Consider the following 24,807-nt stretch of genomic DNA (forward strand, 5'->3'; position numbering starts at 1 on the left):
ATTGGGAGCCGAGCTCCAATCCTAGCGCCCCATCTGCGAGGGCAGCCAGAGAATGATCGAGGGAAACGCCACCAGGATCGCGATTGCGATCAGGTGCGCGATGAAGTGCGGGAAGGTGCCGTGGAACACTTCCGCCACCGGCCGCTTGGCATAGCGAGCAACGATGAAGCAGTTGAGCCCGACCGGCGGCGTGATCATGCCGACTTCTGCGGTGACGATCTTGATGACGCCGAACCAGATCGGATCAAAGCCCAGCGTCTTGATCAGCGGCAGCACGATCAGCACGGTCAGCACCAGGATCGCGATCTGGTCCATGAACGAGCCGAGCACGATGTAGCCGCACAGGATCAGCGTGATGATCACCCAGCGCGAGGCCGGCAAGGACCCGATCCAGGCGACGAGGTCCTGCGTCACATGGGTGAGCGTGAAGAAATAGCCGAAGATCGAGGCACCGACCAGGATCATGATGATCATGCAGGTGCCGTGGCAGGCGCGCAGCAGCGTCGCATAGAGCGATGACGGCGTGATCTTGCCCTTGACGATCGCGAGCAGGAAGGCGCCGAACGCGCCGAAGGCGGAGGCCTCCGTCGGCGTCGCGACGCCGAGATAGATCGTGCCTGTCACGATCGAGAACAGCACCACCATCGGCGAGACCTGCCACAGCAGCGAGAATTTCTCCCGCCATGGCACTGATTTCGCGGCCGGCGCGCGCGAAGGGTCCTGCCAGACCAGGAAATAGATCGTGGCCATGATGGTGAACGTCACCAGGATCGCCGGGATGATGCCGCTGATCAGCAGCTTGCCGATGTTCACTTCGGCCAGCAGGCCGAAGATAACGAGCGCAACGCTGGTCGGCAGCAGCATCGACAGCGTGCCTGAGATCGCAACGACGCCGGCCGCCATCTTCGGCTCGTAGCCCTGGCGGATCATCGCCGGCAGGCTGGTCGAGGACAGCGTCGCGGCGGAAGCCGTCGAGGTGCCGCAGATCGCGCCAAAACCGGCGCCGGCGAGCGCGGTGGCCATGCCGAGGCCGCCGGGGATGCGGCCGACCCAGGCCGAGGCGGTCTTGAACAGATCGTCTGCGACACCCGACAGCAGCACGAGATCCGCCATCAGCAGGAACATCGGAATGGTGATCAGCTCGTAGGCCGAGACGGTCGAGAGCGGCGCTGTCTGCAGGATGCCGAGCAGCGTGCCCCATCCGCCGACCATGATGAGGCCGACCGATCCGGAGAAAGCCATGGCAAAACCGACGGGCGTGCCGAGGGCAAGCAGGCCGAACAGCAGGGCGAGAACGATGAAAGGTGTCATGGATATCGCCCGTTACTCGAAGCCGCGTGCTTCGCCGACACCGGTCACCGGCGGCAGCGGATAGAGGTCGCGGCCGCTGACGAGGCTCAGCACATTGCCGACCAGCTGCAGCGCCAGCCGCAGCACCAGCACGCCGCAGCCGAACGGCACCAGCGCCGCCGAAATCCAGGTCGGCCAGGGGATCGCGCCGGAGAGCACGTCGTGCTGCTCGTAATTCTCCAGCGCGCGCTCGAACCCGACCTTGCAGATCAGGACGAACACGAACAGGCCGGCGAGCGCCGTGACGATCTCGGACAACCGTCGCCCGGTCAGCGAGAAGCGCGACAAGAGGATGTCGACGCCGACATGGACATGCTCGCGCAACGCATCCGACAGCGTGAAGAAGAACACGCCGGCGAGGAGATAGAGCCCGATCAGATCATAGGTGAAGGAGAAAGGGCTGTTCAGCGCGTAACGCATGAACACGTCGGCCACCACCAGCAGCATGATCACGAACATGAACACCACCGCGATCACCGTCAGCGCGCGCTCCAGCGCGCCGAGCACATCTCCTGCCCGTTTGATCACCTCTAGCGTCTCCCTGTTGGATATCGGACTACCTGGCGCTTTACTTGGCGCCGCCGGCGGCGAGCAGATCGTCGAACTCCTTCAGCGCGGCAGACGCCTGCTTGCCGCGGCTGTCGAGCCCGCTCGCCCACTCCTTGCCGACGCCCTTGAGCTTGTCCTTGATCTCGGTGCGCGTCGCCTCCGGCAGCGGATCGAAGCTGATGCCTTCGTCCTGCATTTGCTTCTTGGTAACTTCGCCTTCTTTTTCGACGCCGGCGCAGGCTTGCGGCGTAATCGCCTCCGAAGCCTCGTTCATCGCCTTCTTCACGTCGTCGGGCAGCTTGTCCCAGACCGACTGGTTGATGGAATAGGCGACGATGAAGCTGCCGAAGCTGACGCCTTCGGTGGCGTGCTTGACCAGCTTGTCGAGGCCGTAGGAGACGACGCTGTCCAGCGGGAACAGCAGCCCGTCCATCGTGCCGCGCGACAGCGACTCATAGGCATCGGGCGCAGCCATGCGCACCGGCACGGCGCTGAGCGCACGCAGCGTGAGGTCCTGCGCGCCGCCCGTGGTGCGCAGCTTCAGGCCCTGCATGTCCTTGGTGGTTTCCACCTTCGACTTGACGGTCCACACCTGGTAGGGCGGCAGCACGACGGCGAGCAGCAGCTTGATCTTGTTCGGCGCGTATTCCTGCTTGGCGAGAATGCCTTCACGGGCGATCTTCCAATAGGCGAGCGTGCCTTGGCAGCTGGTTGCGAACGCACCCGGCAATTGCGCGACTTCCGAGAGCGGCATCTTGTCGGAGACATAGGACGGTCCGATGTAGCCGATGTCGACCACGCCGGACTGCGTCAGCCGCAGCATGTCGGCGGCCTTGCCGATCTGCTGGTTCGGATAATAGGTGAAGGTCACCGCGCCATTGGTGCGCCTGGTGACGTCGTCCATCCAGGGCTTGAGCATCAGGCGGACGAGATAGTGACCGGCGGGGAAGCTATCGGCGACCTTCAGCTCCAGGGCCTGCGCCTGCAGCGTCGAGACCGGCAGCGAGAGAGCGAGCACTGCTGCGGCCCTGACCAGATTCTTCTTCATGTCGTTCTCCTTGACGCGTCCCCACGCCGAACGCGGCAGCGAATTGCTGCGGCGCCGTCCGGCCCTCGCCCTATTTCTTGCTTGAAAATGTACATATAGGTGAATTTATCTGTCAAGTATATGAACTATGCATGGAGCTATGCGCCAAAGACCGGAGCCGTCGAATTGTCGGCCGTTTTATGAACTCTAACTCCACGTATATGAATTTACCCAACGAGGTGTCATGGGACCGCTCGCCGGCTTCACCATTCTCGACCTGACCTCGGTGCTGATGGGCCCCTACGGCACCCAGGTGCTGGCGGACATGGGCGCCGAAATCATCAAGGTCGAAAGCCCCGAGGGCGACATCGTTCGCCAGATCGGTCCCGGCCGCACGCCCGGCATGGGCGGGATGTTCCTCAATGCCAATCGCGGCAAGCGCAGCATCGTGCTCGACCTGAAGAAGACGGAAGGCCGCGACACCTTGCTGCGGCTGGCGAAGCACGCCAACGCGCTCGTCTACAACGTGCGCCCACAGGCAATGGCGCGGCTCGGCCTCGACTACGAGACACTTCGCGAGATCAACCCCGCGCTCGTCTATGTCGGCGCGTTCGGCTACGGCCAGTCCGGGCCCTATGCCGCAAAGCCCGCCTACGACGATCTGATCCAATGCGCCGCCACGATTCCGACGCTGCTTGCGGCGGCCGGCGACGGCACGCCGCGCTACGTCCCCGTCACCATCGCCGACCGCATCGTCGGCCTGATGCTGGTCAATGCGACCATGGGCGGGCTGATGCACCAGAGCCGCACCGGCGTCGGCCAACGCATCGACGTTCCGATGTTCGAATCGATGACGGAGTTCGTGCTGGTCGATCATCTGGGCGGGCTCACCTACGATCCGCCGCTCGACCATGGCGGCTACGCCCGCCTGCTGTCGCGCTATCGCCGCCCCTACAAGACCAGCGACGGCTATCTCTGCGTCCTCATCTACAACGACAAGCACTGGCGCAGCTTTTTTGAGGCGATCGGACAGCCGCATTTCCTAGATCGGCCGCGCTTCGCCAACCATGCGTCGCGGACGAAGCACATCGACGAGATCTACGAGGAGATCGGTCACATCTTCCTCACGCGCACCACCGCAGAATGGCGCGATCTGCTCGAGCGCGCCGACATTCCGGTGATGCCGATGCATACGCTGGAGACGATCCTCGACGATCCGCATCTCAATGCGATCGACTTCTTCAGGACGGTGGATCATCCCGTCGAAGGCCGCATCCGCCAGATGCGCGTGCCCTCCACCTGGAGCGTGACCCAGCCGGAAGCCGCCGGCCCCGCACCGACCCTCGGCCAGCACGGCCGCGACATTTTGCGCGAGGCTGGATTCTCGACCGAAGAGATCGAAGCGCTCGCAGAGCAAGAAGCAGTTCACCTGGCCGCGCCGCCCTAAGGGCAGCGCTGGCCAGAATCGCAGCGATACAGGGAGGAAACCGCGATGGCCGGACTTTATTTCGAGGACTTTTCCGTCGGCCAGGAGTTCAGGCATCCGCTGACCCGGACCGTCACGGAGATGGACAACACCATGTTCAGCCTGCTGACGCTCAACCCGCAGCCGCTGCATATCGACGCGCATTTCGCTGAAAAGACCGAGTTCGGCCAGCGCATTTTCAACAGCCTTTACACCCTCGGCATCATGATCGGCATGACGGTCTATGATACGACCATGGGGACCACTGTTGCCAATCTCGGCATGACCGACGTCACGTTCCCAAAACCGGTCTTCCATGGCGACACCTTGCGGGCGACGACGAAGGTGCTTTCGTTGAGGGAATCCAAATCGCGCCCGAGAGCGGGTATCGTCGAGTTCGAGCACCACGCCTTGAACCAGAACGACGAGATCGTCGGCAAATGCCGCCGCATGGCGATGATGCACAAGAGGCCGGTCTGATGCGTTCGATGCTGTTCGTGCCGGGGGATTCCCCGCGCAAATTCGAGAAGGCGAGCGAAGGCAAGGCCGACGCGCTGATCATCGATCTCGAAGATTCCGTCGTCACGGAGAAGAAGCCGGAAGCGCGCGGGCTGACGCTTGCGATGCTGAAGGGCCGCCCCGGCCCGCATCAGCTCTATGTCCGCGTCAACGCGCTCGACACCGGCCTGACGCTCACCGATCTCGCCGCGGTGATGCCCGGCAAGCCCGACGGCATCGTGCTGCCGAAATCGCAAGGCGGCGATGACGTGCGCCAGGTTGCAACCTGGCTCGAAGCCTTGGAAGCCGCGGCCGGCATCACGGTCGGCGCGACGCGCATCGTCTGCGTCGCGACCGAAACCGCCAGCTCGATCTTCGGCCTCGGCAGCTACAAGGGCTGCTCCCCTCGCCTCGCAGGCCTGATGTGGGGCGCGGAAGATCTCTCGGCCTCGCTCGGCGCCACCGAGAAGGCTGCGGGCGGCGTGTTCCACAGCCCCTATCGCCTCGCGCGCGATCTCTGCCTGATGGCGGCGGCCGCGGCCGAGGTCGCGCCGATCGACACCGTCTATACCGACATCGACAACCTCGCCGGCCTCGAGCAGGAAACGCGGGCGGCGCGGCGCGACGGCTTTTCGGCGAAGGCGCTGATCCATCCGAAACATGTCGACGTCGTCAACGCGGCATTCGAGCCGACCGAGGCTGAGCGCACCTGGGCGGAAAAAGTGATCGCGGCATTCGCGAGCAATCCGAACTCCGGCACGCTGCGGCTCGACGGCCAGATGATCGACAAGCCGCACCTTCGCGCCGCGAAGAAGATCATCGGCCAGACCCAGATTGGAACGCCGCCACCATGATCGTTCGCCAAGCCGCCAACGTCCTGGAGATCATGGAATTCTTCGCGCAAACGAGGAAGCCGGCGACGCTTGCCGAGATCGCCGATCATTTCGGCTGGCCGCGCTCGTCGACCTTCAACCTGCTCGCGACGCTGTCCGAGAAGGGCTACCTCTATGAGCCGCGGCCGCGCGCCGGATTCTATCCGACGCCGCGCTGGCTGGCGATGGCACGGATGATCTCCGAGGTCGAGCCGCTGCCGCCGTGGACGCATCAGCTGATCACCGATCTCTCCGCCGAGACGGGTGAGACCGCATCGATCGTGGCGCCGGCCGGCGTGATGGCGGTGTTCATCGACGTCGTCGAATCCCAGGCCGCGATCCGCTATTTCGCGACCATCGGCCACCGCGTGCCGATCCACGCCACCGCCAGCGGCCGCGCGCTGCTGCTGCAATATTCGCAGGAAGAGCGCGACTCCGTCTATCGCAAGATCGAATTCAAGCAATACGGGCCCTCGACGCCGATCAGCATCGAGGCGGTCGAGATCGAGCTGCGCAATTCGATCGCGCGCGGCTACTGCCAGAGCTTCGCCGATTACAGCCGCGACCTCGCGGGCGCCGCGATCCCCCTGCCAATCGGCGACCGCCGCCTCTCGGTCGTCGTCGCAGGGCCGGAATTTCGCATTGGTCCGAAGGTGCCGGAGGTGGCCGCGCTGATCGCAAGGACGGTCGACCGGCTGCGGCCGAAGACGACCGCCGCCTGAAGCCGGAGCCTCATTCGAGTCCCTGAACGGGCGGGGTCGAAGTCTCCGCCGGCGGAGCCGGGGCAGCTTGAACTGGCTGCACCGGGGGCGTGGCTTGAGCCGGCGGATTGCTGGCAGCTCTGATCTGGCCGTTAGCATTCATCGCCTCACGCGCGCGCGGCGGAGCGCCGGTCGCGGCTGCGCGGTACGCCTCGCGGCGTGGCGGCTGCTGGTGTCTTGCCGACCGCGAACCTCTCACGCCCCATGACCTCGCGATTGAAGGACCGGCGGTATACCCAATCACTGCACCCGCGACCGCACCGACCGGACCTAGCACGACGGCCCCGGACACGGCGCCTATCGCCGCAGCACCAGCGCGCTCCTGCGCAACGGCGCTCGCAGGCACGCCAGCCAGCAGCACGACCGCAGTGATCAAAACTTTCTTCATCGGAGCGCCTCCCTCTCGGGAGATCACTCTTACTCAAATATGGCCGCACGAGGTTTGTTCGTTGCCCAACACGGGGCAATCGCCGATGGAACTCCGGCAATTCAAAGACCCCCGCCGCCAGTCGCGGTTCCAGCGGACGCAGTTCGGCGCAACTACGGCGCGATCTTGTCGCTGGTAAATCCATTACCATCGAGCGCACGACGCACGGTCCCGTCTACCTTGGCTTCATCCAGGAAGCGCGCCGCCCAGGCCTTCGCCACGGCCTTGCCCTTGGGAACGACCACGACCACGCCGGTCGATTGAATAACTTCGTCCAGCACCTTGGTTCCGGGCAGCTTTCGCGAAAGGTCTTCCAGAGCTCCCATGCCCATCGCCAGAGCATCGAGCTGCCCCTTGCCGATCAATTCGGCCGCCTCTTCCGGCTTCACGAACTTTGTCAGCTTCGCCTGCATCAGCGATTTCTCGACCGTACGTGACGTCGATGTCCCTTCGATGCAGCCGACCCGCATGCCGGCGCGATCGACATCCGCAACGATCCGGATGTCCGAACCGGCCCGCACGAGATAGCCGCTCATATAGGCGACGTAAGCAGGCCCCTGGTCCACGAACGCCTCGCGCTTGACGTCCGCCGGCATGAAGGAGAGATCCCAGACGTCCTTGCTGCCGGCCGCGGCGATCTCGTCGGAGCTCTGATATTCGACGAGCTGGAGCGGAACGTGCAGCTTGTCGGCGGCGACCTTGGCGAGCTCGACGGTGACGCCGCGCGGCCTTCCGGTGGAAGGATCGCGCGTGGTCCAGAAGGCCGACGCGGCCGGGCCGACGGCCACCGCCACGCGGAGCGCTCCCGTCGGCGCGATGTCGACGGGGCCTTCGGCTTTCGAGCTGGGAATGGAGGTCATGATGAAGACCAAGCCCAACGCAGCAATCAGACCACGCCGCAACATTTTGCGCCTCCAAGATTGGACAATCCGTCGACAAGCTGACGGTGCGCTCCCTCGCCCCGTTCTTATGGGGAGAGGCAAAGAACTACACAATCTTGATCGACATATCAGGCAGGCCCTCGAGCTTGCACAAGAGCACGTCGCCCTTCACCACCGGGCCGACATTCTCCGGCGTGCCGGAATAGATGATGTCGCCGGCCTTCAGCTCGAACGCTTCGGAGAGCTTTGCTATCTGCTCGGCGACGCTCCAGATCATCTTGCTGAGATCCGAGTTCTGTTTCACCGTGCCGTTGATCGCGAGCGAAATGGCGCCCTTCTCGAAATGGCCGGTCTTGCTGGCCGGATGGATCGGCCCGATCACCGCGGCGTGGTCAAAGCTCTTGCCGATCTCCCAGGGCTTCTTCTCCGCGGCCATGCCGTTCTGGAGATCACGCCGGGTCATGTCGAGGCCGAGCGCGTAGCCATAGACGTGATCGAGCGCCTTGTCGGCCGGGATGTTGATGCCTCCCGATTTCAGCGCGGCGACCAGCTCGACCTCGTGATGATAGTTCTTGGTCAGCGACGGATAGGGGTGGTCGGCAACCTCGCCGATCGCGACGTTCTGGATCGCGTCCGTCGGCTTCTGGAAGAAGAAGGGTGGCTCGCGGTTCGGATCCGACCCGCGCTCGATCGCGTGCGCGGCATAGTTGCGGCCGATGCAGTAGATGCGGCGGACCTGGAACACCTGGGTCTCGCCGACGATCGGAATCGTGACCATCGGCACCGGGAAGATCGGCTTCGGTCCGGCCTGCGCGGCGGCCGGCGCCGCCTCAGTAAGGCCTGCCGCTGTCATCGCGGCCGCGGCAGTGAGCACGCTTCGTCGCGTGGTTTTTGTCATGGCTTCACTCCCTGATATTTTCCGTTTCTTGTCGAACGGTAGTCTTAGAGCCAAATGCAGGGCGGGCCAATGGCCCGCCCTGTACGTCTTAAGTCGCGACGCGATCGAAGAACGCGCGAACTTTTTGCGCGCAGACGTCCGGGTCAGTCGCGGCGACGTGATAGGAATCGCCCGGCAGCACTTCCAGCTTCGAGCCCGGAATCGTCTCCTGCCATGCCTTCACGGAGGCGACGTCGCCAAGACCGGAGCCGGTCGTGGTGATCACCAGCGTCGGACGCTTGATGGACGGAAGCTCGCCGGTGACGTCGACGGTCGGCACCATCTGAAGGAACGCTTCCAACGTCGAGGCCTTGGTCTTCGTCATCAGCTTGATCCACCAGTCCAGCGCCGCCGGCGGCAGCGACGAGCCGAGCCGGCCGGCCGTGGTCTCGCGCACCCAGGGCTCGACGCCCTGCTCGCGGATCTGCTTGCGCCAGGTCGGCGCCCGCTCGTTGAACGAGGTCAGCGAAGCCGGCGCGCCGACCGCGGCGACCGCGATCACCCGATCCGGGTGTTTTGCGGTCAGGTGCATCGCCAGGGTGCCGCCGATTTTGCCGCCAACCAGGAAAACGCGATCGAGCTTCAGCGCGTCCAGCATCCGGATGATGTCGTCGCCGAGGCCGGCGAAGCGATAGACATAATCGCCCTGCATCGGCGTCGAATCGCCATAGCCGCGCAGGTCAGGGCGCACCACGAGGTGATGCGTGGCGAAATAGGGCACCCAGCGCCGAAACGCCTCGCCGCTTTCGGCGAGCCCGTGCAGCATCACGACCGGCGGCTTGGTGTCCCACGGCAGCAGATAATCGTCGATGCGAACCGCAAGCTCGCAATCCTCGCTGACACCGATCTTCCGCAGTTCGCTACCCATCAGATACACCTCGTTCCGCCGCCATCGACATTGATGCAGGTACCAGTAATGAAGGATGCGCGGTCTGAACAGAGGAACGCGACGAGGCCGGACACTTCATGCGGCTGCCCGACGCGGCCGAGCGGAACCGACGCGATCGCGGCGGCATTGGTCGCGCTTTGATTCTGACCCGAGATCGCTGCGCCTTGCGAGATGAGGCTATCCCAGCGGTCGGTCTGCACTGGGCCGGGATTGACGCCGGTGACCAGCACATTGTCCGGCGCGCATTCCTCGGCGAGCGCCAGCGTGAAGTTGAGCAGCGCCGCGTTGACCGCGCCGCCCGCCATATAGGCCGCGCGCGGCTGATGGCCGCTGCGGCCGATGATGTTGATGACGCGGCCCCAGCGGCGGTCGCGCATTTCCGGCAGGACGTTGCGCGCGCAGCGCATGTAGCCCAGCAGCTTCAGCTCGATCGACTTCGCCCAGGTCGCATCCGGTGTCTCCGCGATCCGGCCCATCGGCGAGGCGCCGGCATTGTTGACGAGGATGTCGATCCGGCCAAAAGCCTCGCGCGCGGTGGCCATCGCGCGGGCGATGTCGTCGGGCTTGGTCATGTCGCCGGCACAGGCGATCACGCGCCGGCCCGTATCCCGCGACATTTCCTGTGCCGACGCCGAAAGCCGCTCGGCATCGCGGGCGACGATGACGACATGCGCCTGCTCGCGCGCGAGTTCGGCGGCAATGGCACGGCCGATGCCGATACTGCCGCCGGTCACGACGGCAACCTTGCCGCCCAGGTTCAGATCCATGACGCTACCCCAACTCGCTAATCGACCGTGACGCCTGAGGCCTTGACCAGCTTGCCCCATTTTGCGGTTTCGTCCGTCATGAATTGACCGAATGCGTCGCCGAAAACGGCGCCGGGCTCGGCCCCGAGTACAGCGAGCCGCTTCTTGACATCCGGCATCTTCAGAATGGTCTCGAGCTCGCCGCTCAGCTTGGCGAGCGCGGGCGCAGGCGTCTTGGCCGGCGCCACCAGTCCGAACCAGGACGAAGCCTCGAAGCCGGGAATGGTGTCAGCCACCGTCGGCACGTCGGGCAGTGCTTCCGCGCGCTTGGTGCCGGCTACCGCGATCGCATTGATGGCCTTGCCTTGCACCTGCGGCAACACTGCCGGCATGTTGTCGAACATGAAGGGGATCTGGCCGGCAAGCAGATCGTTCATTGCCGGCGCCGCGCCGCGATAGGGCACGTGGACGATGTCCACGCCGGCCATGCTCTTGAGCAGCTCGCCGGCGAGATGATTCGTCGAGCCGATGCCGGACGAGCCGAAATTGAGCGAGCCGGGCTTCGCCTTGGCCAGCGCGATCAGCTCGCCCACGTTCTTCGCCTGCACCGACGGATTGACCACCAGCACGATCGGGACCGAGGCGATCAGCGCGATCGGAGCAAACGCCTTGGCCGGATCGAACGGCAGCTTCTTGTAGAGCGAACCGTTGATCGTCAGCGGAGGCGGCGCGGTCAGCAGCAGGGTGTAGCCATCGGGCTCAGCGCTCGCGACCGTCTCAGCCCCGATATTGCCGCCGGCGCCGCCGCGGTTCTCAACGAGGAAGGTCTGGCCGTTCCGCTCAGTCAGCTTCTGCGCGACGATGCGGGCGATGATGTCGTTGGACCCGCCGGCCGGGAACGGCACGATGATCTTGACGGGTCGGGAGGGATAATCCTGCGCTACCGCGAAGCCGGAGAACAGAACGGCCGCACAGGCGGCCAGAAAGGTGCGTCGCATAACCCCGCGCATGGGCACTTCCTTGATGTTTGTCTTGTTGTTGATTGATTCATCACGCCGTCAGCAATGGCCTCAACTTGCCGACGTCGTCAAGCCGTTCGAGATTGCCGATCTGGTAGATCAGCTTCTCGGCCCTGTCGCTGCCCAATACGGGTGCAATCAGATCCCGTGTCTTGGCCGCCACTGTCTCCGTACTCAGCGGATTCTCCTTGGTGCCCGGCGGATATTTCGTGAAGTGCTCGACCTTCTTGCCATCGGTCAATGTCACCTCGACGACAGCACCACGCGGCGCTGCCGGGTCCATCAGTGCCTTGTCGCCGGCCAGCGTCACCTTGGCGCGTTGCTCCAGGATTTGTGGATCATGCATCAACGCGACGTCGTGACTGTCGTTGAACGACACGGCGCCCTTGACCAGCGCGACAGCCACGAGATGCTGGCAGTTGACGTCTGGCACCCATCGCATCGGTCGGCAGCTTGACCAGGATGCTACGCACGTTATCTGGCGCGAGGCTGTGCCGCTTGCGCAACGTCAGCATCGCATCCAGCGGCGACTGGATGGGATAGCCGACCGAGAAGGTCTTGATTGCCGTCTCCGTGACATAGAAGCGCTTGCCGAGATCCTTCACCATCTCCTCCGGCTTCGGATCGGTCGACAGCGCGATGAAGAGATTGTGGGTGCCATCGAGCACGTCGTCGACGCCGGTGAGGCCTGCTTTCACCATGTCGACCGCCATGACGCCGTTGCGGGCCCCCATGCCGGCGAAGTCGAACGCCTTCTCGATGTGATCGTGATCCTTCACCCAGCTCCACAGGCCGGACACCTGCTGCGACGAGTAGGAGATCGCGTAGCGCATTCCCTTTTCATCGAGCCGCGCCAGCGATGCGGCGGCCCCGAGCGCGCCAAACGTCGAGGACGTCCCTTCGGCACTTCGATGCGAACCGCGGACGAGGTCGGGACCCAGAGCGAACAGCAGCCGGCAGGTCAGGTCGTAGCCGAGCGCGACGGCGCGAATGACGTCCTGTCCACTGCGATGCTCGCGCTCACCAATAGCGAGGGCGGCGGGCACAACCGAGCATCCCGGATGCGCCTTGGTGACGGGCTCGAAATCGTCGGTCTCGTCGGCATGTCCACACATGGCGTTGGCCAACGCCGCGTTGACCGCCGTGGTGCGGAAATCGGAACCGATCACGGATGCCTGCTCATCACCGCCGAGCGTGCGAACATATTTCAATGCCATCTCGCCCGGCCGCATGCGCGAGCCCGACACCATCGCACCGAGCGTGTCGAGAATGCGATGCTTGCATTCGAGCATGACTTGTGCGGGCAGTTCCTGATCGCGCGCGACGACCATGTAGTGGGCAAGGCGCTCCGTCACGCCTGGACCTTCGGCGAGAGCCGCACGGCCGCCGGTGGCGACCAAGGCGGCAACCGAACCGGCGGACTGCAGGAAACGGCGGCGTGACGGCATGCTGTTCTCCTCCGCGGTCAGGTTGCGACCGACATCCTTGCGATCTCCGCCGCGTTCGGCAGGTTCTCGACATTCCAGCAGGCGTCCATCACGCGCCGGATCGTCGCAGCAGGGATGATACCCTCTGCAAGGTCCGAGAATTTGGTTTCGAGCTGCTTGTCCGTCATCGGCACCTCGACGCTGCCGATCGCATGCTCGATGTAGCGGTTGAGCTTGCGGCCGTCCTTGAGCACGATGGTGAGATCGACCTGCTCCGGCTTGATGCCTGATGTTATGACCGGGTTCACCTTGCCGCGCAGCGCGACGACCGTCGGATCGGTCACGGCCCGGTCACTGAACTGCTTCTCGCCGCCAGCGCCCTCGACGATCGCCACCGCGACCGCGTGATAGATGCTGAACTTGCCTTCGAGGCCCGCCTTCGGCGTCTTCTTGCCGGTGAGTTCCAGCACCAGCGGATGGACCTTGAGGTCGACGCGCTCGATCTGGTCCGCAGTCACCTTGCTCCCGTTGCGGAGCTGGATCGCGGCGTCGATCGCCGGGTGCATGACGATGCCGCAGGCGAATGGCTTGTAGGTATTGAGCGCGGCCTCATAGCGTTTGCCGAGGTCGCCCAGGATCTCGTTGTAGTCCTGCTTGGTGCTGATGGTGTTGGCCCAGCCGCGCTTGGCCTCGATCATGGCGTCGGACGAGGTGAAATTCTTCGAGGCCAGGATCGCCGCGAAAATGCCGCTTGATGCGGCACGGCCTGGATTGAAGCTCTTGTTCATCGAGCCGAAGGATTCGCGCAGGCCCACCGGCTGCGAGGCGGCAAGGCCGAGCGCCCATGTCATCTGCTGCTCGTTCAGCTTCAACAGCTTGCCGACGGCCGCAGCCGAGCCGAACACACCGGCGGTGCCGGTGATGTGCCAGCCGACATCGTAATGGTTCGGATAGACCGAGTTGCCGATCCGGCACTCGGTCTCGACGCCGAGCACCAGCGCGTTCAGGAATTCCTTGCCCGATACCGGCTGCATTTCCGACAGCGCGAGAATGGCCGAGGCAACGGGACCGGCAGGATGGATGATCGTCTTCAGGTGGGTGTCGTCATAGTCGAAGATATGGCTCGACACGCCGTTGATGAAGGCCGCGTTCATGATGTCGAACCGCTCGCGCCGCCCGAACAGCGAGGCCTGCTGCGGCCCGGAGAACGGACCGAGCGCGGAGACCGCGACATCGACCGTCTCGTGATGCGATCCGCCGATGGCGACGCCGACCCAGTTCAGCAGCGAGCGCACACCTTCTTTCCGGACATTGGCCGGCAGGTCTTCGTATTTCGCGGTCACGAGATAATGCGCCAGCGCACGCGTCACCTCCTTGGGTGGCGCTGCTGCGGGAGCTGCGGTGGGTGCCTGCGCGAATGCCGCGTTGGCGCCGACAGTGGCAAGCGGCAGTGCGGCCGCCGCCTGGAGCAGGGTCCTGCGATCAGTGTGCATAGGCAGCCTCCTTGACCTTGATCGATACCAGTTGTGCCGCGAGCCGCACCGCGCTTTCGAGCGCACCGGTCTTGGCGACGCCCGTGCCGACGATATCGAACGCGGTGCCGTGCGACGGCGTGGTGAAGACGGTCTCAAGGCCCGCGGTGACGGTGACGCCGCGGTTGAAGCCGCGCAGCTTGGTCGCAATCTGGCCCTGGTCGTGATACATCGCGACTACGCTGTCGAATTCGCCGGCGAAGGCGCGGATATAGACGGTGTCGGCGGGATAAGGCCCGGTGCAGGCGATGCCGGTCTTCGCGGCGGCCTCGACCGTCGGGCGGATCATCTCGATCTCGTCGCGGCCGAACAGGCCATTCTCGCCGGCATGCGGATTGAGGGCGGCGACCGCGATGCGCGGCTTGGCGACGCCAGCCTTGCGCATCATGCGGTCGACCAGTTCGATCGAGTCGGTGATGCTCGCCGGATTGATGCCGTCGAGCGCCTCGCGCAGCGACTGATGCCCGGTCACGCGCGACATCCACTGGCCGTCGAGCACGTTCATCTCGGAGAAATAGGTCTTGTGGCCGAGCAGGCTCGCGAACATCTTGTGTTCGTCGGGAAACTTCCAGCCGCCGTCGAACATCGCGCGCTTGTTCAGCGGCGCGAAGGTGATGGCGTCGACCTCGCCGGCTTTGGAGAAATCGATCGCGCGCGACAGCGTCTCGCCGGTCAGCCGGCCGGCCTCGGCGTTGGCCTTGCCGATCGGGAATTTCGCGGGATCGGTGTTGCCGAGATCGACGAGCTGCACCGTGCCGTGGCCCCACGTAGCAGCCCTGGGCGAGGCGATCCGCTCGACCTTCAGCTTCACTCCGGCATGCGCCATGCCCATCTCGAGCACGCGAGCATCGCCGACCACGACGAGGCGGGCGGCATCGGCGAGCCGGTCGTCGGAGAGGATGCGCGCGATCTGTTCGGGGCCGATGCCGGTACAGTCGCCAGGGGTCAGCGCAATGACGGGCAGTTCGTTGGTGTTGGTAGCCATATTGAAAGCCTTGGATCCTTACTTCACTGCTTGGATTTGAGCGGCGGACTGGGCCCAGTCCTCCCGGTTGAATTCCCCGTCCCATTTCGCGACCACGATCGCGGCGACGGCATTGCCGATGGTGTTGGTGATGGAGCGCGCCAGCGACATGAAGCGGTCGATGCCGAGCAGCAGCGCCAGTCCCTCCGCCGGCAATCCCGCGGCGATCACTGTCGCGGCGAGCGCGGCGAAAGCGCCGCCGGTGACGCCCGCGGCGCCTTTGCTGGTGAACAGCATCACCACGAACAGGCTCAATTGCTGGCCGGCCGACAATTCGATGCCGTAGACCTGGGCGACGAACATCGTGGAGAGCGGCAGCGTCAGCGCGACGCCATCGAGATTGAAGGAATAGCCGGAGGGAATGACGAGGCCAGCGACTGCCCGCCCCACACCCGCCTTCGGCAGCTTCTCCATCATGCCGGGGATGGCAGTTTCCGACGAGGAGGTGCCGAGCACGACCAGCAGTTCGTTCCGCAGCAGTCGCAACAGGTCCATCAGGCGGATGCCGGCGAAACGGCAGATCGTGTTGAGAATGACGAAGATGAAGAACGCCATCATCGCCCAGGCGGTGCCGACCAATAGCGCCAGCGCATAGAGCGTGGCGGCGCCGAACTTCGCCACGGTGAAAGCCATGGCACCAAAGGCGCCGATCGGCGCCAGCGCCACCACGACGTGCACGACGCTGAAGACGAGTTCGGTGATCCGCTCAAGGCCCGTCCGCAGCGGCGCTGCCTTTTCGCCGAGCAGCAGCAAGCCGATACCGCACAGAAGCGCGAGCACGAGAACCTGGAGCACGTCGCCGGCCGCGAACGCGCCGACAAAACTCTCCGGGATCATGTGCTGGATGTAGGCTGACAGCGACCCGACATGGGCCTGCGAATAGCGCGCGACGGTCTCCGCCTGCTGCGCCGTGGCATGCGCCACGCCCGCGCCGGGCCGCACCCAGCGCACCACCACAAAACTGATCAACAGACAAATGGTCGTCACCGCCTCAAAATAGGCGAAGGCCTTGAGCCCGATGCGGCCGACCGCCTTCATGTCGCCGACCTGCGCGATGCCGGTGACCACCACCAGGAAGATCAGCGGCGCGATCGTCATCTTGATGAGCGAGATGAAGGCATCGCCGAGCGGCTTGAAGTCGACGGCGACGGTCGGAAGCAGGAAGCCGAACAGCGCACCGAGCGCGGCGCCGGCGACGACCAGAACATACGGCTCGCGCCAGAGCGGCTTGCGGCGGCGTTCGGAAACCGGGCGCGACATCGGCTCAGTCGATATGGGCTCAGACAGCGGCGTTGCGGCGATCTGCAATTTGCTTCCTCCAACGGCATCGTCGCGCCATGCGAAGGTGGCGCTTTGTTCTTGTCTTGCGATGCCGTTTACATTGGACCAGCGGCGTGTCAGGCGCTAATGCCGTATCGGTATGATTTGAGGACAAAACCGCATCATGGACCTGGTCTGGCTGGAGGATTTCCTTGCCATCGCCGAGGAAGGCGGGTTCTCGCGCGCCGCCCAGCGACGGCATGTGACCCAGCCGGCGCTGAGCCGCCGCATCAGGTCGCTCGAGGAGTGGCTGGGCACGCCGCTGTTCGAACGTTCGACCCACACGATCACGCTGACGCCGGCCGGCGAGAGTTTCCGCCCCGTCGCGGAGGACGTGCTGCGCCGGGTTCTGGTCGGGCGCGAGGAAGCGCTCGAAATGGCGCGGCTGAAGGCCGAGACCATCACCTTCGCGGCCACGCATTCACTGTCGCAGACCTTCTTTCCGGAATGGATCCGCAACTCCGACAGCGCGCGGGCCGACTCGGCCGTTCAGCTCGTCGCTTCGAATTTCGCCGGCTGCGAGAAGCTGCTTCTGGACGCGCAAGCGCATTTCATGCTGGCGCACTACCATCCGACGCTGGTGAGCCGGCTCGACATGGACCGCTTCCAGCGCGTCGATCTCGCGACCGACGTGCTGATCCCGATCAGCGCGCCGGCCGCAAAACCGGGCCGCGGTGGACGCAGCAGCAAAAAGGCACAGCCTCGTTACGCCCTGCCCGGCGCATCGGGCGCGCCGCTGCCCTATCTCGCCTATCACCCCGGCTCGGGCGTGGGGCGGCTCGTCACCTCGTTCCTGGCCGCGAAGGATTCGACGGCGTGGCTGGCGCCCGGCTTCGCCGCGCCGGTCATGCTGCTGGTCGACATGGCGCGCGAAGGGCGCGGCGTGACGTGGGCTCCGATGAGCCTCGTCCGCGCCGATCTCGACAGCGGCCGCCTGCTGCGCGCCGGCGGCGCGGATTGGGACATTCCGATCAGCGTCTCGCTGTTCCGCACGCGGGCCCGCATGACCCGGGCGGCCGAGAATTTCTGGAATTCGGTCCGCAAGGGCCGGCCGGGAGGGAAATCCATCGCCGCTGCGCCGCGGACCAGATGACCGTGTCGCGGATCAAGTCGGCCTTCGGGCTGCTTCGGCCGCAGATGCTGCTGATGAGCCTGCTCGCTGCCACAACGTTAGACGCGGCGCGCGCCGGCGGCGTCTCCATCGCACCCGCCGAGCTGAAAGCGATCGGGACGATCGATGCGCGCTTTCAATCCTACAATATCGAGATGGTGGAGGTGACCGGCGGCCGGTTCTGGAAGCCTTATCCGCGAACGATGCGCGCGCTCGATGAGCGGGATCGTTACGGCGAGAGGCCGCCGATCGATCTTGCCAATGCGCGGCTGCACAAGCTCGCCGCCGCTTTGGCGCCGGCCTATCTGCGCGTGAGCGGCACCTGGGCCAATGCGACGTTCTTTGCCGACACGAACCATGCGCCGGCCAAGCCCCCGCCGGGATTCAATGACGTGCTCAGCCGCAACCGATGGCGCGACGTCATCGACTTTGCGCGCGCAGTCGACGCGGAGATCGTCACCTCCTTCGCGATCAGTCCGGGCAGCCGCGATGCGGATGGCGTGTGGAAGACCGATCAGGCGCAGCGCCTGATCGACACGACGCGTTCGCTGGGTGGCCACATCGCGGCGGTGGAATTCATGAACGAGCCGACGCTTGCGGCGACGAACGGCGCGCCGCCGGGATATGATGCGGCCGCTTATGGCCGGGACTTCAGGGTCTTTCGCGAATGGATGCAACGCGCGGCGCCCGAGACGCTGATCGTCGGTCCGGGTTCAACCGGCGACGCGCCGTCGCCATCCGGGTCAGGCATCACCACGCACGATCTGCTCGCCACATCCGCCCCCGGCATCGATCGCTTCTCCTATCATCACTACAACACGCTCTCGCCGCGCTGCGGCGGCCGCGACGATCCGGCGCAGGCGCTCTCCTCGGACTGGCTGGCACGCACCGACGCGACGTTCGCGACCTACCGCGCCCTGCGCGACACATTCGAGCCGGGCAAGCCGATCTGGCTGACGGAGACGGCAAACGCCGCCTGCGGCGGCAATCCATCGGACAAGACCTTTCTCGACACCTTCCGCTATCTCGACCAGCACGGACGCCTCGCAAGGGCCGGCGTCCAGGTGGTGATGCACAACACGCTGGCCGCCAGCGACTACGGCCTGCTCGACGAGGGAACGTTCCGTCCGCGGCCGAGCTACTGGGCTGCGCTGCTCTGGCATCGGCTGATGGGAACGATCGTGCTCGACGCGAACCCGGTCGCCGCGCCAGATCTCCATCTCTACGCGCATTGCCATCCGGGCATGCGGGGCGCCGTATCCGTGCTCGCAATCAACGCGTCGCGGCACGCATCATCGACCCTGACGCTGTCACACCCCGACGAGCGTTACACGATACATGCGACGCGGCTGCAAGACGCGACAGTTCAGCTGAACGGCAAGACGCTCGCGCTGAGTGCCGACGACGAACTGCCCCGACTTGAGCCGCGCGCAACACCTGCGGGAGCGATCCGGCTGGTGCCGGCGACCGTCACCTTCCTGGCGTTTCCGGACGCAGCAAACCCCGCCTGCCGGTGACCGCGCTTACGACTTCAGCGCGTCGCGCGCCGTCTCCGGCGCCATCAGCGTCGCGATGATCGTGATGACCGACAGCGCGATGATGTAGACCGACACCGCCCAGTACGAGCCGGCCCACGCGAGCAGTGCGGTCGCAATCAGCGGCGAGAAGCCGCCGCTGAGCGCGGCCGCGACGTTGGCGCCGAGCGATGCGCCGCTGTAGCGGACCTGGGTGCGGAACAGCTCCGGCATGAACGCCGCCTTCGGCCCGAACAGCAGGGCGTGCGTCAGCGTCATCGTGACGACGAGCGCGAACGTGATCAGCGCCGGCTCCCTGGTGTCGAGGAACCAGAACAGCGGAAACGCCAGCGCCACCGAGAACACCCCGCCGGCGAGATACAGCGCCCTGCGGCCGAAGATATCGGAGAGCCAGCCGGCGAGCGGCAGCGTCGCGAACTCGACGAGCGCGGCATAGACCACCGCGTTCAGGATCACCTGGCGAGGCAGGCCGAGTTTTGTCGTCGCATAGACCACGGTGAAGACGGTGAGGAGATAGGCGAGCCCGACCTCCGACACCGTGATGCCGATCGCGAGCAGAAAACTGCGCCAGTCGCGGCGCAGCACCTCCAGCACCGGCTGCGCCAGCACTTCCTTGCGCTCGACGACTTCCTTGAAATGCGGCGTTTCCGCGAGCTTGAGCCGCACGATGAAGCCGACGCCGACGAGCAGGATGCTGATCAGGAACGGCACGCGCCAGCCCCAACTCAAAAAGTCGGCCTCGGGCAGTTGCGTCATCAGGGCGAAGATACCGGTCGAGGCGGCGACGCCGACGGGAAAGCCGATCTGCACCAGGCTGCCGTAGAAGCCGCGGCGATCACCGGCATGCTCGATCACCATCACGACCGCGCCGCTCCATTCGCCCCCGAGCCCGATGCCCTGGACGAAGCGCAGGATGATGAGCAGGATCGGCGCCCAGACGCCGATCTGGCTGTAAGTCGGCAGGCAGCCGATCAGGAAGGTGCCGAGCCCCATCGCGATCATGGTCGCGACCAGCATGGTCTTGCGGCCGAGCCGGTCGCCGTAGTGCCCGATGATGGCGCCGCCGATCGGACGCGCCACGAAGCCGACCGCATAGGTCGAGAACGCCACCAGCGTTCCGACAAAGGGATCGAAGCTCGGAAAGAACAGCTTGTTGAAGACAAGTGCAGCTGCCGTGCCGTAGATCAGGAAATCGTACCACTCGATCGCGGTGCCGAGCGCGCTCGCCCACACCACATGCGCCGTCGTCGATCTCTCCGCCGCCGCGGAGACCCCCGTTGCTGCCGTCATGCCCTGCCCCAAAAGATTCCTGACGGCATCATGGCCAATCGCGATGGCGGTTGCAACCTGCGGAGGTGTGATCTCTGTGCGAGATTACGATGCGAGATTTTTGCGCGTCGCTGCTCCCGCACTCCGTCATTGCGAGGAGCTCTTGCGACGAAGCAATCCAGGCTGCCTCCGCGGAGAAAGTCTGGATTGCTTCGCTGCGCTCGCAATGACGGGTGTGGCGGCAGTTGCGCGCACGCCTCCGGCAATGTCTCCCGGGCGACCATGGAACTCATTGACCCCTCTTATTCGCCATTGACAAACTCATTCGCCAATATCTAATTTACCCCCAGAATAACCAGCCGCGCCAAGCGGCCAATAAGAGAGGGATCGACGATGAGAGGGCTTTTGGCCTGCACCTTGCTCGCGGCCATGACTTCGGCTGCCATGACCACGGCGGCGCGCGCGCAAGTCTCCGACGACGCGGTGCGGATCGGCGTGCTGACGGATCTGTCGAGCTGGGGCCGTGACAACAGCGGGCCGGGGTCGGTCGAGGCGGCCAAGATGGCGGTCGAGGAGTTCGGGCCGACCGTGCTCGGCAAGCCGATCGAGATCATCAGCGCCGACCACCAGATGAAGACCGATGTCGGCGTGCAGATCGTGCGCGGCTGGTTCGACAACGGCAAGGTCGACGCCGTCGTCGACATCCCCAACTCCGGCATCGCGATCGCCGTGCACAACATGGTGCGCGAACGCAACAAGATCGCGCTGCTCTCCGGCCCCGGCGCGAGCTCGCTCACCGACGAGCTGTGCAGCCCGAACACCGTGCACTTCACCTACGATACCTACGCGCTGTCCAAGGTGACGGCCTCCGCCGTGATCAAGGAAGGCGGCAAGTCCTGGTACTTCATCACCGCGGACTACGCTTTCGGCCAGCAGCTCGAGAAGGACGCCACGCGGTTCATCAACGAGATGGGCGGCAAGGTGCTGGGCGGCGTGAAGCATCCGACCAACACAGCCGACTTCTCCTCCTTTGCGCTCCAGGCGCAGAGTTCGAAGGCCGACGTGGTGGCGTTCGCCAATGCCGGCCAGGACACCGACAACGCCATCAAGCAGTCCGGCGAGTTCGGCCTGGTGCAGGGCGGCCAGAAGCTGGTCGGTCTCCTGATGTTCGACACCGACGTGCATGCGGTCGGCCTGAAGGCCGCGCAGGGCACCTACATGACAACGGCGTCCTACTGGAACATGGACGAGGCGACCCGCGCCTGGTCGAAGAAATTCTACGAGCGCACCAAGGTGATGCCGACCATGATCCAGACCGGCGTCTACGGTTCGGTGCTGCATTATCTGAAGGGCATCAAGGCCGCCGGCACCGACGATCCCGCCAGGGTCATGGCCAAGATGCGCGAGCTGCCGATCGAGGATACCTTCGTGCACGGCGGCAAATTGCGCGAGGACGGCCGCGTCATCCGCGACATGTATCTCGCCAAGGTGAAATCGCCCGAGCAGTCCAAGGAGCCGTGGGACTATCTGGAGATCGTCAAGACCGTGAAGGGCGAGGACGCCTTCCGCCCGGTCTCCGAATCCAAATGTCCGCTGCTGAAGAAATGAGGCCCGCATGACCGGCAACGCGCGCAACGCAATTGAGACTTACGAGTGCGATGTGCTCGTGGCCGGATCGGGGGCCTCCGGCATGTCGGCCGCGATCACCGCGGGTCATCGCGGCCTCGACGTGCTGATCGTCGAGAAGGAGCCGCGCTTCGGCGGCACCACCGCCCGCTCCGGCGGCTGGCTCTGGATCCCCGGCACCTCGCTGGCGAAGGCCTACGGAATCGAGGAGGCGCCGGAGCAGGCCCGCACCTACTTGCGGCACGAAGCCGGCAACAACTTCGATGCCGCGCGGGTCGATGCATTCCTGAGTGCGGGTCCGGAAGCGGTCGATTTCTTCACCACCAGGACCGCGCTGCGCTTCGACATGCCGCTGGTGTTTCCCGACTATCACGCCGAAGCGCCGGGCGGCGCGCAGGGCGGCCGCTCCATGGTGACGCGCCCGTTCGACGGCCGCGAGCTCGGCGACCAGATCAAGACGCTGGGCATGCCGCTTCCCGAGCTCACCGTGTTCGGCATGATGCTAGGCTCCGGCAAGGAGATCATCCATTTCATGCGCGTGACGAAGTCGCTGACCTCGGCGGTATACGTCGCCAAGCGCCTGTCACGGCACCTGATGGACGTGCTGCGGTATGGCCGCGGCATGACCTTGACCAACGGCAACGCGCTCGCCGGGCGCCTCGCGAAATCCGCACAGGACCTGAAGATTCCGATGTGGCTGTCCTCGCCGGTGCGCGAGCTGACGGTCGAGAACGGCGCGGTCACCGGCGCCATCGTCACCCGCGAAGGACGCGAGGTGCGCGTCCGCGCGCGGCAGGGCGTCGTGCTCGCCTGCGGCGGCTTCCCGCATGACGTCGAGCGCCGCAAGAAGATGTTTCCACACGCACCGACCGGCCATGAGCATTATTCGCCGGGACCGACCGGCAACACCGGCGACGGCCTGCGGCTCGCGGAGAGCGCCGGCGGCCACGTCGAGGATCGTCTGCCGAACGCGGCGGCCTGGGTGCCGGTGTCGGTGACCAAACGCAAGGATGGTTCGAGCGGCGTGATGCCGCATTTCATCGACCGCGCCAAACCCGGCGTGATCGCGGTGATGCGCGACGGCAAGCGCTTTGCCAATGAGGGCAATTCCTATCACGACTTCGTCCAGGCCATGATCAAGGCCGCAAAGCCCGGCGAGGAGATCGCCGCATATCTCGTCTGCGATCACCCGACGCTGCGCAAATACGGCCTCGGCTGCGTGCCGCCGTTCCCGATGCCGCTCGGTCATCACCTCGATACCGGCTATCTCATGCGCGGCGACACGCTGGAGGCGCTGGCAGCGAAGGCCGGCATCGACGCCAAGGCGTTCACCGAGACCGTCGAGCAGTTCAATGCAACCGCGCCGATGGGGCACGACGCCGCCTTCGGCAAAGGTTCAAAAGCCTATAACCGCTACCAGGGCGACGCCATGCACGGTCCAAATCCCTGCATCGCGCCGATCGAGAACGGCCCGTTCTACGCCATCAAGATGGTGATTGGCGATCTCGGCACCTATGCCGGCATCGTCACCGACGAGAACGCGCGGGCGCTGGACGCCGAAGGCCGGGTGATTCCCGGGCTCTATGCCGCCGGCAACGACATGGCGAGCATCATGGGCGGCAATTATCCCGGCGCCGGCATCACGCTTGGGCCGGCGCTGACCTTCGGCTACATTGCCGGCCGTCATCTCGCCGACAGCGCCGCCAAGCGCAACGCGGCGTAAGCCACGCGCAAGGAGACGCATGAAGAGAGAAAGCCGCGGCATCCAGTCGATCGAGGTCGGCGGAGAATTGCTTCGCGCGCTCGCGAGATGCGGCGAGCCGATGATGCTGCGCGATCTCGCCCGCGAGGCCGGCATGACGCCGGCCAAGGCGCATCCCTATCTCGCCAGCTTCTCCCGCATCGGGCTGATCGAGCAGGACGAGACGACCGGCCACTACGAGATCGGCGCGCTGGCGCTAGAGCTCGGCCTGATCAGCCTGCGCCGGCTCTCCGGCGTGCGGATCGCGCGTCCGAAGATCGCAGGCCTCGCGAGCCAAATCGGCCATGCCGTCTCGCTCGCGGTCTGGGGCACGCACGGCCCGACCGTGGTGCAGCTCGAAGAGCCGGGCCAGCCCGTGCACATCGTGATGCGCGCCGGTTCGGTCATGGCGCTGCTCGAAACCGCGACCGGCCGCGCCTTTGCGGCGTTCCTGCCGGAGAAGACGATCAACGCCGCGCTCGAGAGTGGCCTCGACCGTCATGGCGTCGGCTACAACCCGAAGCGCGCGGTGAAGGGCGCGAAGGTCGCCGAGATGCTCACGGAGGTCCGCAAGCACGGCCTCGCCCGCGCGCTCGGCGATCCCCTGCCCGGCGTCAATGCGTTCTCGGCGCCGGTGTTCGATCATTCCGGCCATGTCGCGCTGGTGATCACCGCGATGGGGCCGGAAGGCACTTTTGATGCACGATGGGACAGCCCCATCGCCCATGCCCTGCGCGACTGCGCCGGCGGCATCTCGAAGCGGCTCGGCTACGGGATGACGATCGCGGCGGAGTGAGGCCT

General features: G+C 65.2%; 22 protein-coding genes and 1 pseudogene. 9 read left to right on the top strand and 14 right to left on the bottom strand.

Annotated elements, in window-relative coordinates; all coding sequences use genetic code 11:
* Window positions 1-21: 21 nt before the first annotated feature.
* Genes J4G43_RS41665 through J4G43_RS41675 form a run of 3 tightly spaced genes read right to left on the bottom strand, consistent with a single transcriptional unit; the run spans window position 22 to window position 2,947 of the window.
* The gene (locus tag J4G43_RS41665; RefSeq protein WP_208088438.1) at window positions 22-1,311 is read right to left on the bottom strand and encodes a TRAP transporter large permease; all 1,290 of its coding nucleotides are present in this window, start codon (window positions 1,309-1,311) and stop codon (window positions 22-24) included.
* 12 nt (window positions 1,312-1,323) lie between these two features.
* Window positions 1,324-1,878, bottom strand: a complete 555-nt coding sequence (locus J4G43_RS41670) for a TRAP transporter small permease (protein ID WP_208088439.1) — start codon at window positions 1,876-1,878, stop codon at window positions 1,324-1,326.
* A 40-nt stretch (window positions 1,879-1,918) separates the two neighbouring features.
* Window positions 1,919-2,947, bottom strand: a complete 1,029-nt coding sequence (locus tag J4G43_RS41675) for a TRAP transporter substrate-binding protein (protein WP_166344043.1) — start codon at window positions 2,945-2,947, stop codon at window positions 1,919-1,921.
* A gap of 223 nt (window positions 2,948-3,170) precedes the next feature.
* Between J4G43_RS41675 and J4G43_RS41680 the strand changes: the two genes are divergently transcribed.
* Genes J4G43_RS41680 through J4G43_RS41695 form a run of 4 tightly spaced genes read left to right on the top strand, consistent with a single transcriptional unit; the run spans window position 3,171 to window position 6,483 of the window.
* A complete protein-coding gene (locus tag J4G43_RS41680; RefSeq protein WP_208088440.1) occupies window positions 3,171-4,373 on the top strand; it encodes a CaiB/BaiF CoA transferase family protein in 1,203 nt (400 codons plus the stop codon).
* Between the two features lie 45 nt (window positions 4,374-4,418).
* Window positions 4,419-4,871 (top strand): MaoC family dehydratase, encoded by a 453-nt coding sequence (locus J4G43_RS41685; protein ID WP_028160689.1) that lies wholly within the window; start codon window positions 4,419-4,421, stop codon window positions 4,869-4,871.
* Window positions 4,871-5,743, top strand: a complete 873-nt coding sequence (locus J4G43_RS41690; RefSeq protein ID WP_208088441.1) for an HpcH/HpaI aldolase/citrate lyase family protein — start codon at window positions 4,871-4,873, stop codon at window positions 5,741-5,743. Before J4G43_RS41685 ends, J4G43_RS41690 begins: the two co-directional genes overlap by 1 nt.
* Window positions 5,740-6,483 carry an IclR family transcriptional regulator gene (locus J4G43_RS41695; protein WP_208088442.1) on the top strand — a complete coding sequence of 248 codons (744 nt, stop codon included), beginning with the start codon at window positions 5,740-5,742 and terminating at the stop codon, window positions 6,481-6,483. Before J4G43_RS41690 ends, J4G43_RS41695 begins: the two co-directional genes overlap by 4 nt.
* A gap of 10 nt (window positions 6,484-6,493) precedes the next feature.
* Here J4G43_RS41695 and J4G43_RS41700 read toward each other — a convergent pair whose 3' ends face one another.
* The 10 genes and pseudogenes from J4G43_RS41700 to J4G43_RS41745 all read right to left on the bottom strand — a co-directional run bounded on the left by J4G43_RS41700 (window position 6,494) and on the right by J4G43_RS41745 (window position 16,664).
* Window positions 6,494-6,910: a hypothetical protein gene (locus tag J4G43_RS41700; RefSeq protein WP_084794986.1), complete on the bottom strand. Its 417-nt coding sequence runs from the start codon at window positions 6,908-6,910 to the stop codon at window positions 6,494-6,496.
* Between the two features lie 152 nt (window positions 6,911-7,062).
* The gene (locus J4G43_RS41705; RefSeq protein WP_208088443.1) at window positions 7,063-7,854 is read right to left on the bottom strand and encodes a transporter substrate-binding domain-containing protein; all 792 of its coding nucleotides are present in this window, start codon (window positions 7,852-7,854) and stop codon (window positions 7,063-7,065) included.
* 82 nt (window positions 7,855-7,936) lie between these two features.
* On the bottom strand, window positions 7,937-8,728 hold the full coding sequence (locus tag J4G43_RS41710; protein ID WP_208088444.1) for a fumarylacetoacetate hydrolase family protein: 792 nt from the start codon (window positions 8,726-8,728) through the stop codon (window positions 7,937-7,939).
* An 88-nt stretch (window positions 8,729-8,816) separates the two neighbouring features.
* Window positions 8,817-9,635, bottom strand: a complete 819-nt coding sequence (locus J4G43_RS41715; protein ID WP_208088445.1) for an alpha/beta fold hydrolase — start codon at window positions 9,633-9,635, stop codon at window positions 8,817-8,819.
* Window positions 9,635-10,423 carry an SDR family oxidoreductase gene (locus tag J4G43_RS41720; RefSeq protein WP_208088446.1) on the bottom strand — a complete coding sequence of 263 codons (789 nt, stop codon included), beginning with the start codon at window positions 10,421-10,423 and terminating at the stop codon, window positions 9,635-9,637. Before J4G43_RS41720 ends, J4G43_RS41715 begins: the two co-directional genes overlap by 1 nt.
* A gap of 17 nt (window positions 10,424-10,440) precedes the next feature.
* Window positions 10,441-11,412 (bottom strand): Bug family tripartite tricarboxylate transporter substrate binding protein, encoded by a 972-nt coding sequence (locus J4G43_RS41725; protein WP_208088447.1) that lies wholly within the window; start codon window positions 11,410-11,412, stop codon window positions 10,441-10,443.
* A 40-nt stretch (window positions 11,413-11,452) separates the two neighbouring features.
* A pseudogene (locus J4G43_RS41730) lies at window positions 11,453-12,869 on the bottom strand (MmgE/PrpD family protein).
* A 17-nt stretch (window positions 12,870-12,886) separates the two neighbouring features.
* On the bottom strand, window positions 12,887-14,341 hold the full coding sequence (locus tag J4G43_RS41735) for an MmgE/PrpD family protein (protein ID WP_208088448.1): 1,455 nt from the start codon (window positions 14,339-14,341) through the stop codon (window positions 12,887-12,889).
* The gene (locus J4G43_RS41740; RefSeq protein ID WP_208088449.1) at window positions 14,331-15,365 is read right to left on the bottom strand and encodes a PdxA family dehydrogenase; all 1,035 of its coding nucleotides are present in this window, start codon (window positions 15,363-15,365) and stop codon (window positions 14,331-14,333) included. The genes J4G43_RS41735 and J4G43_RS41740 overlap by 11 nt, the downstream gene beginning before the upstream one ends.
* Before the next feature lie 18 nt (window positions 15,366-15,383).
* A complete protein-coding gene (locus J4G43_RS41745; RefSeq protein ID WP_225005416.1) occupies window positions 15,384-16,664 on the bottom strand; it encodes a cation:dicarboxylate symporter family transporter in 1,281 nt (426 codons plus the stop codon).
* Window positions 16,665-16,848: 184 nt separating this feature from the next.
* On the opposite strand from J4G43_RS41745, the gene J4G43_RS41750 reads away from it, so the two are divergent.
* The gene (locus J4G43_RS41750; RefSeq protein WP_166102573.1) at window positions 16,849-17,817 is read left to right on the top strand and encodes a LysR family transcriptional regulator; all 969 of its coding nucleotides are present in this window, start codon (window positions 16,849-16,851) and stop codon (window positions 17,815-17,817) included.
* Entirely contained in the window at window positions 17,814-19,352 is a 1,539-nt protein-coding gene (locus J4G43_RS41755; protein WP_208088451.1) for a glycosyl hydrolase family 79 N-terminal domain-containing protein, read from the top strand. Before J4G43_RS41750 ends, J4G43_RS41755 begins: the two co-directional genes overlap by 4 nt.
* A 6-nt stretch (window positions 19,353-19,358) precedes the next feature.
* On the opposite strand, the gene J4G43_RS41760 is transcribed toward J4G43_RS41755, so the two are convergent.
* On the bottom strand, window positions 19,359-20,660 hold the full coding sequence (locus tag J4G43_RS41760) for an MFS transporter (protein WP_208088452.1): 1,302 nt from the start codon (window positions 20,658-20,660) through the stop codon (window positions 19,359-19,361).
* Between the two features lie 372 nt (window positions 20,661-21,032).
* Between J4G43_RS41760 and J4G43_RS41765 the strand changes: the two genes are divergently transcribed.
* The 3 genes from J4G43_RS41765 to J4G43_RS41775 are packed head-to-tail and all read left to right on the top strand — an operon-like array spanning window position 21,033 to window position 24,802.
* Window positions 21,033-22,247 (top strand): ABC transporter substrate-binding protein, encoded by a 1,215-nt coding sequence (locus J4G43_RS41765; protein WP_208088453.1) that lies wholly within the window; start codon window positions 21,033-21,035, stop codon window positions 22,245-22,247.
* A 7-nt stretch (window positions 22,248-22,254) separates the two neighbouring features.
* The gene (locus J4G43_RS41770) at window positions 22,255-23,988 is read left to right on the top strand and encodes an FAD-dependent oxidoreductase (RefSeq protein WP_208088454.1); all 1,734 of its coding nucleotides are present in this window, start codon (window positions 22,255-22,257) and stop codon (window positions 23,986-23,988) included.
* Window positions 23,989-24,007: 19 nt separating this feature from the next.
* The gene (locus J4G43_RS41775) at window positions 24,008-24,802 is read left to right on the top strand and encodes an IclR family transcriptional regulator (protein ID WP_208088455.1); all 795 of its coding nucleotides are present in this window, start codon (window positions 24,008-24,010) and stop codon (window positions 24,800-24,802) included.
* Window positions 24,803-24,807: the final 5 nt, after the last annotated feature.

This window comes from Bradyrhizobium barranii subsp. barranii, from assembly GCF_017565645.3.
Classification (GTDB): domain Bacteria; phylum Pseudomonadota; class Alphaproteobacteria; order Rhizobiales; family Xanthobacteraceae; genus Bradyrhizobium; species Bradyrhizobium barranii.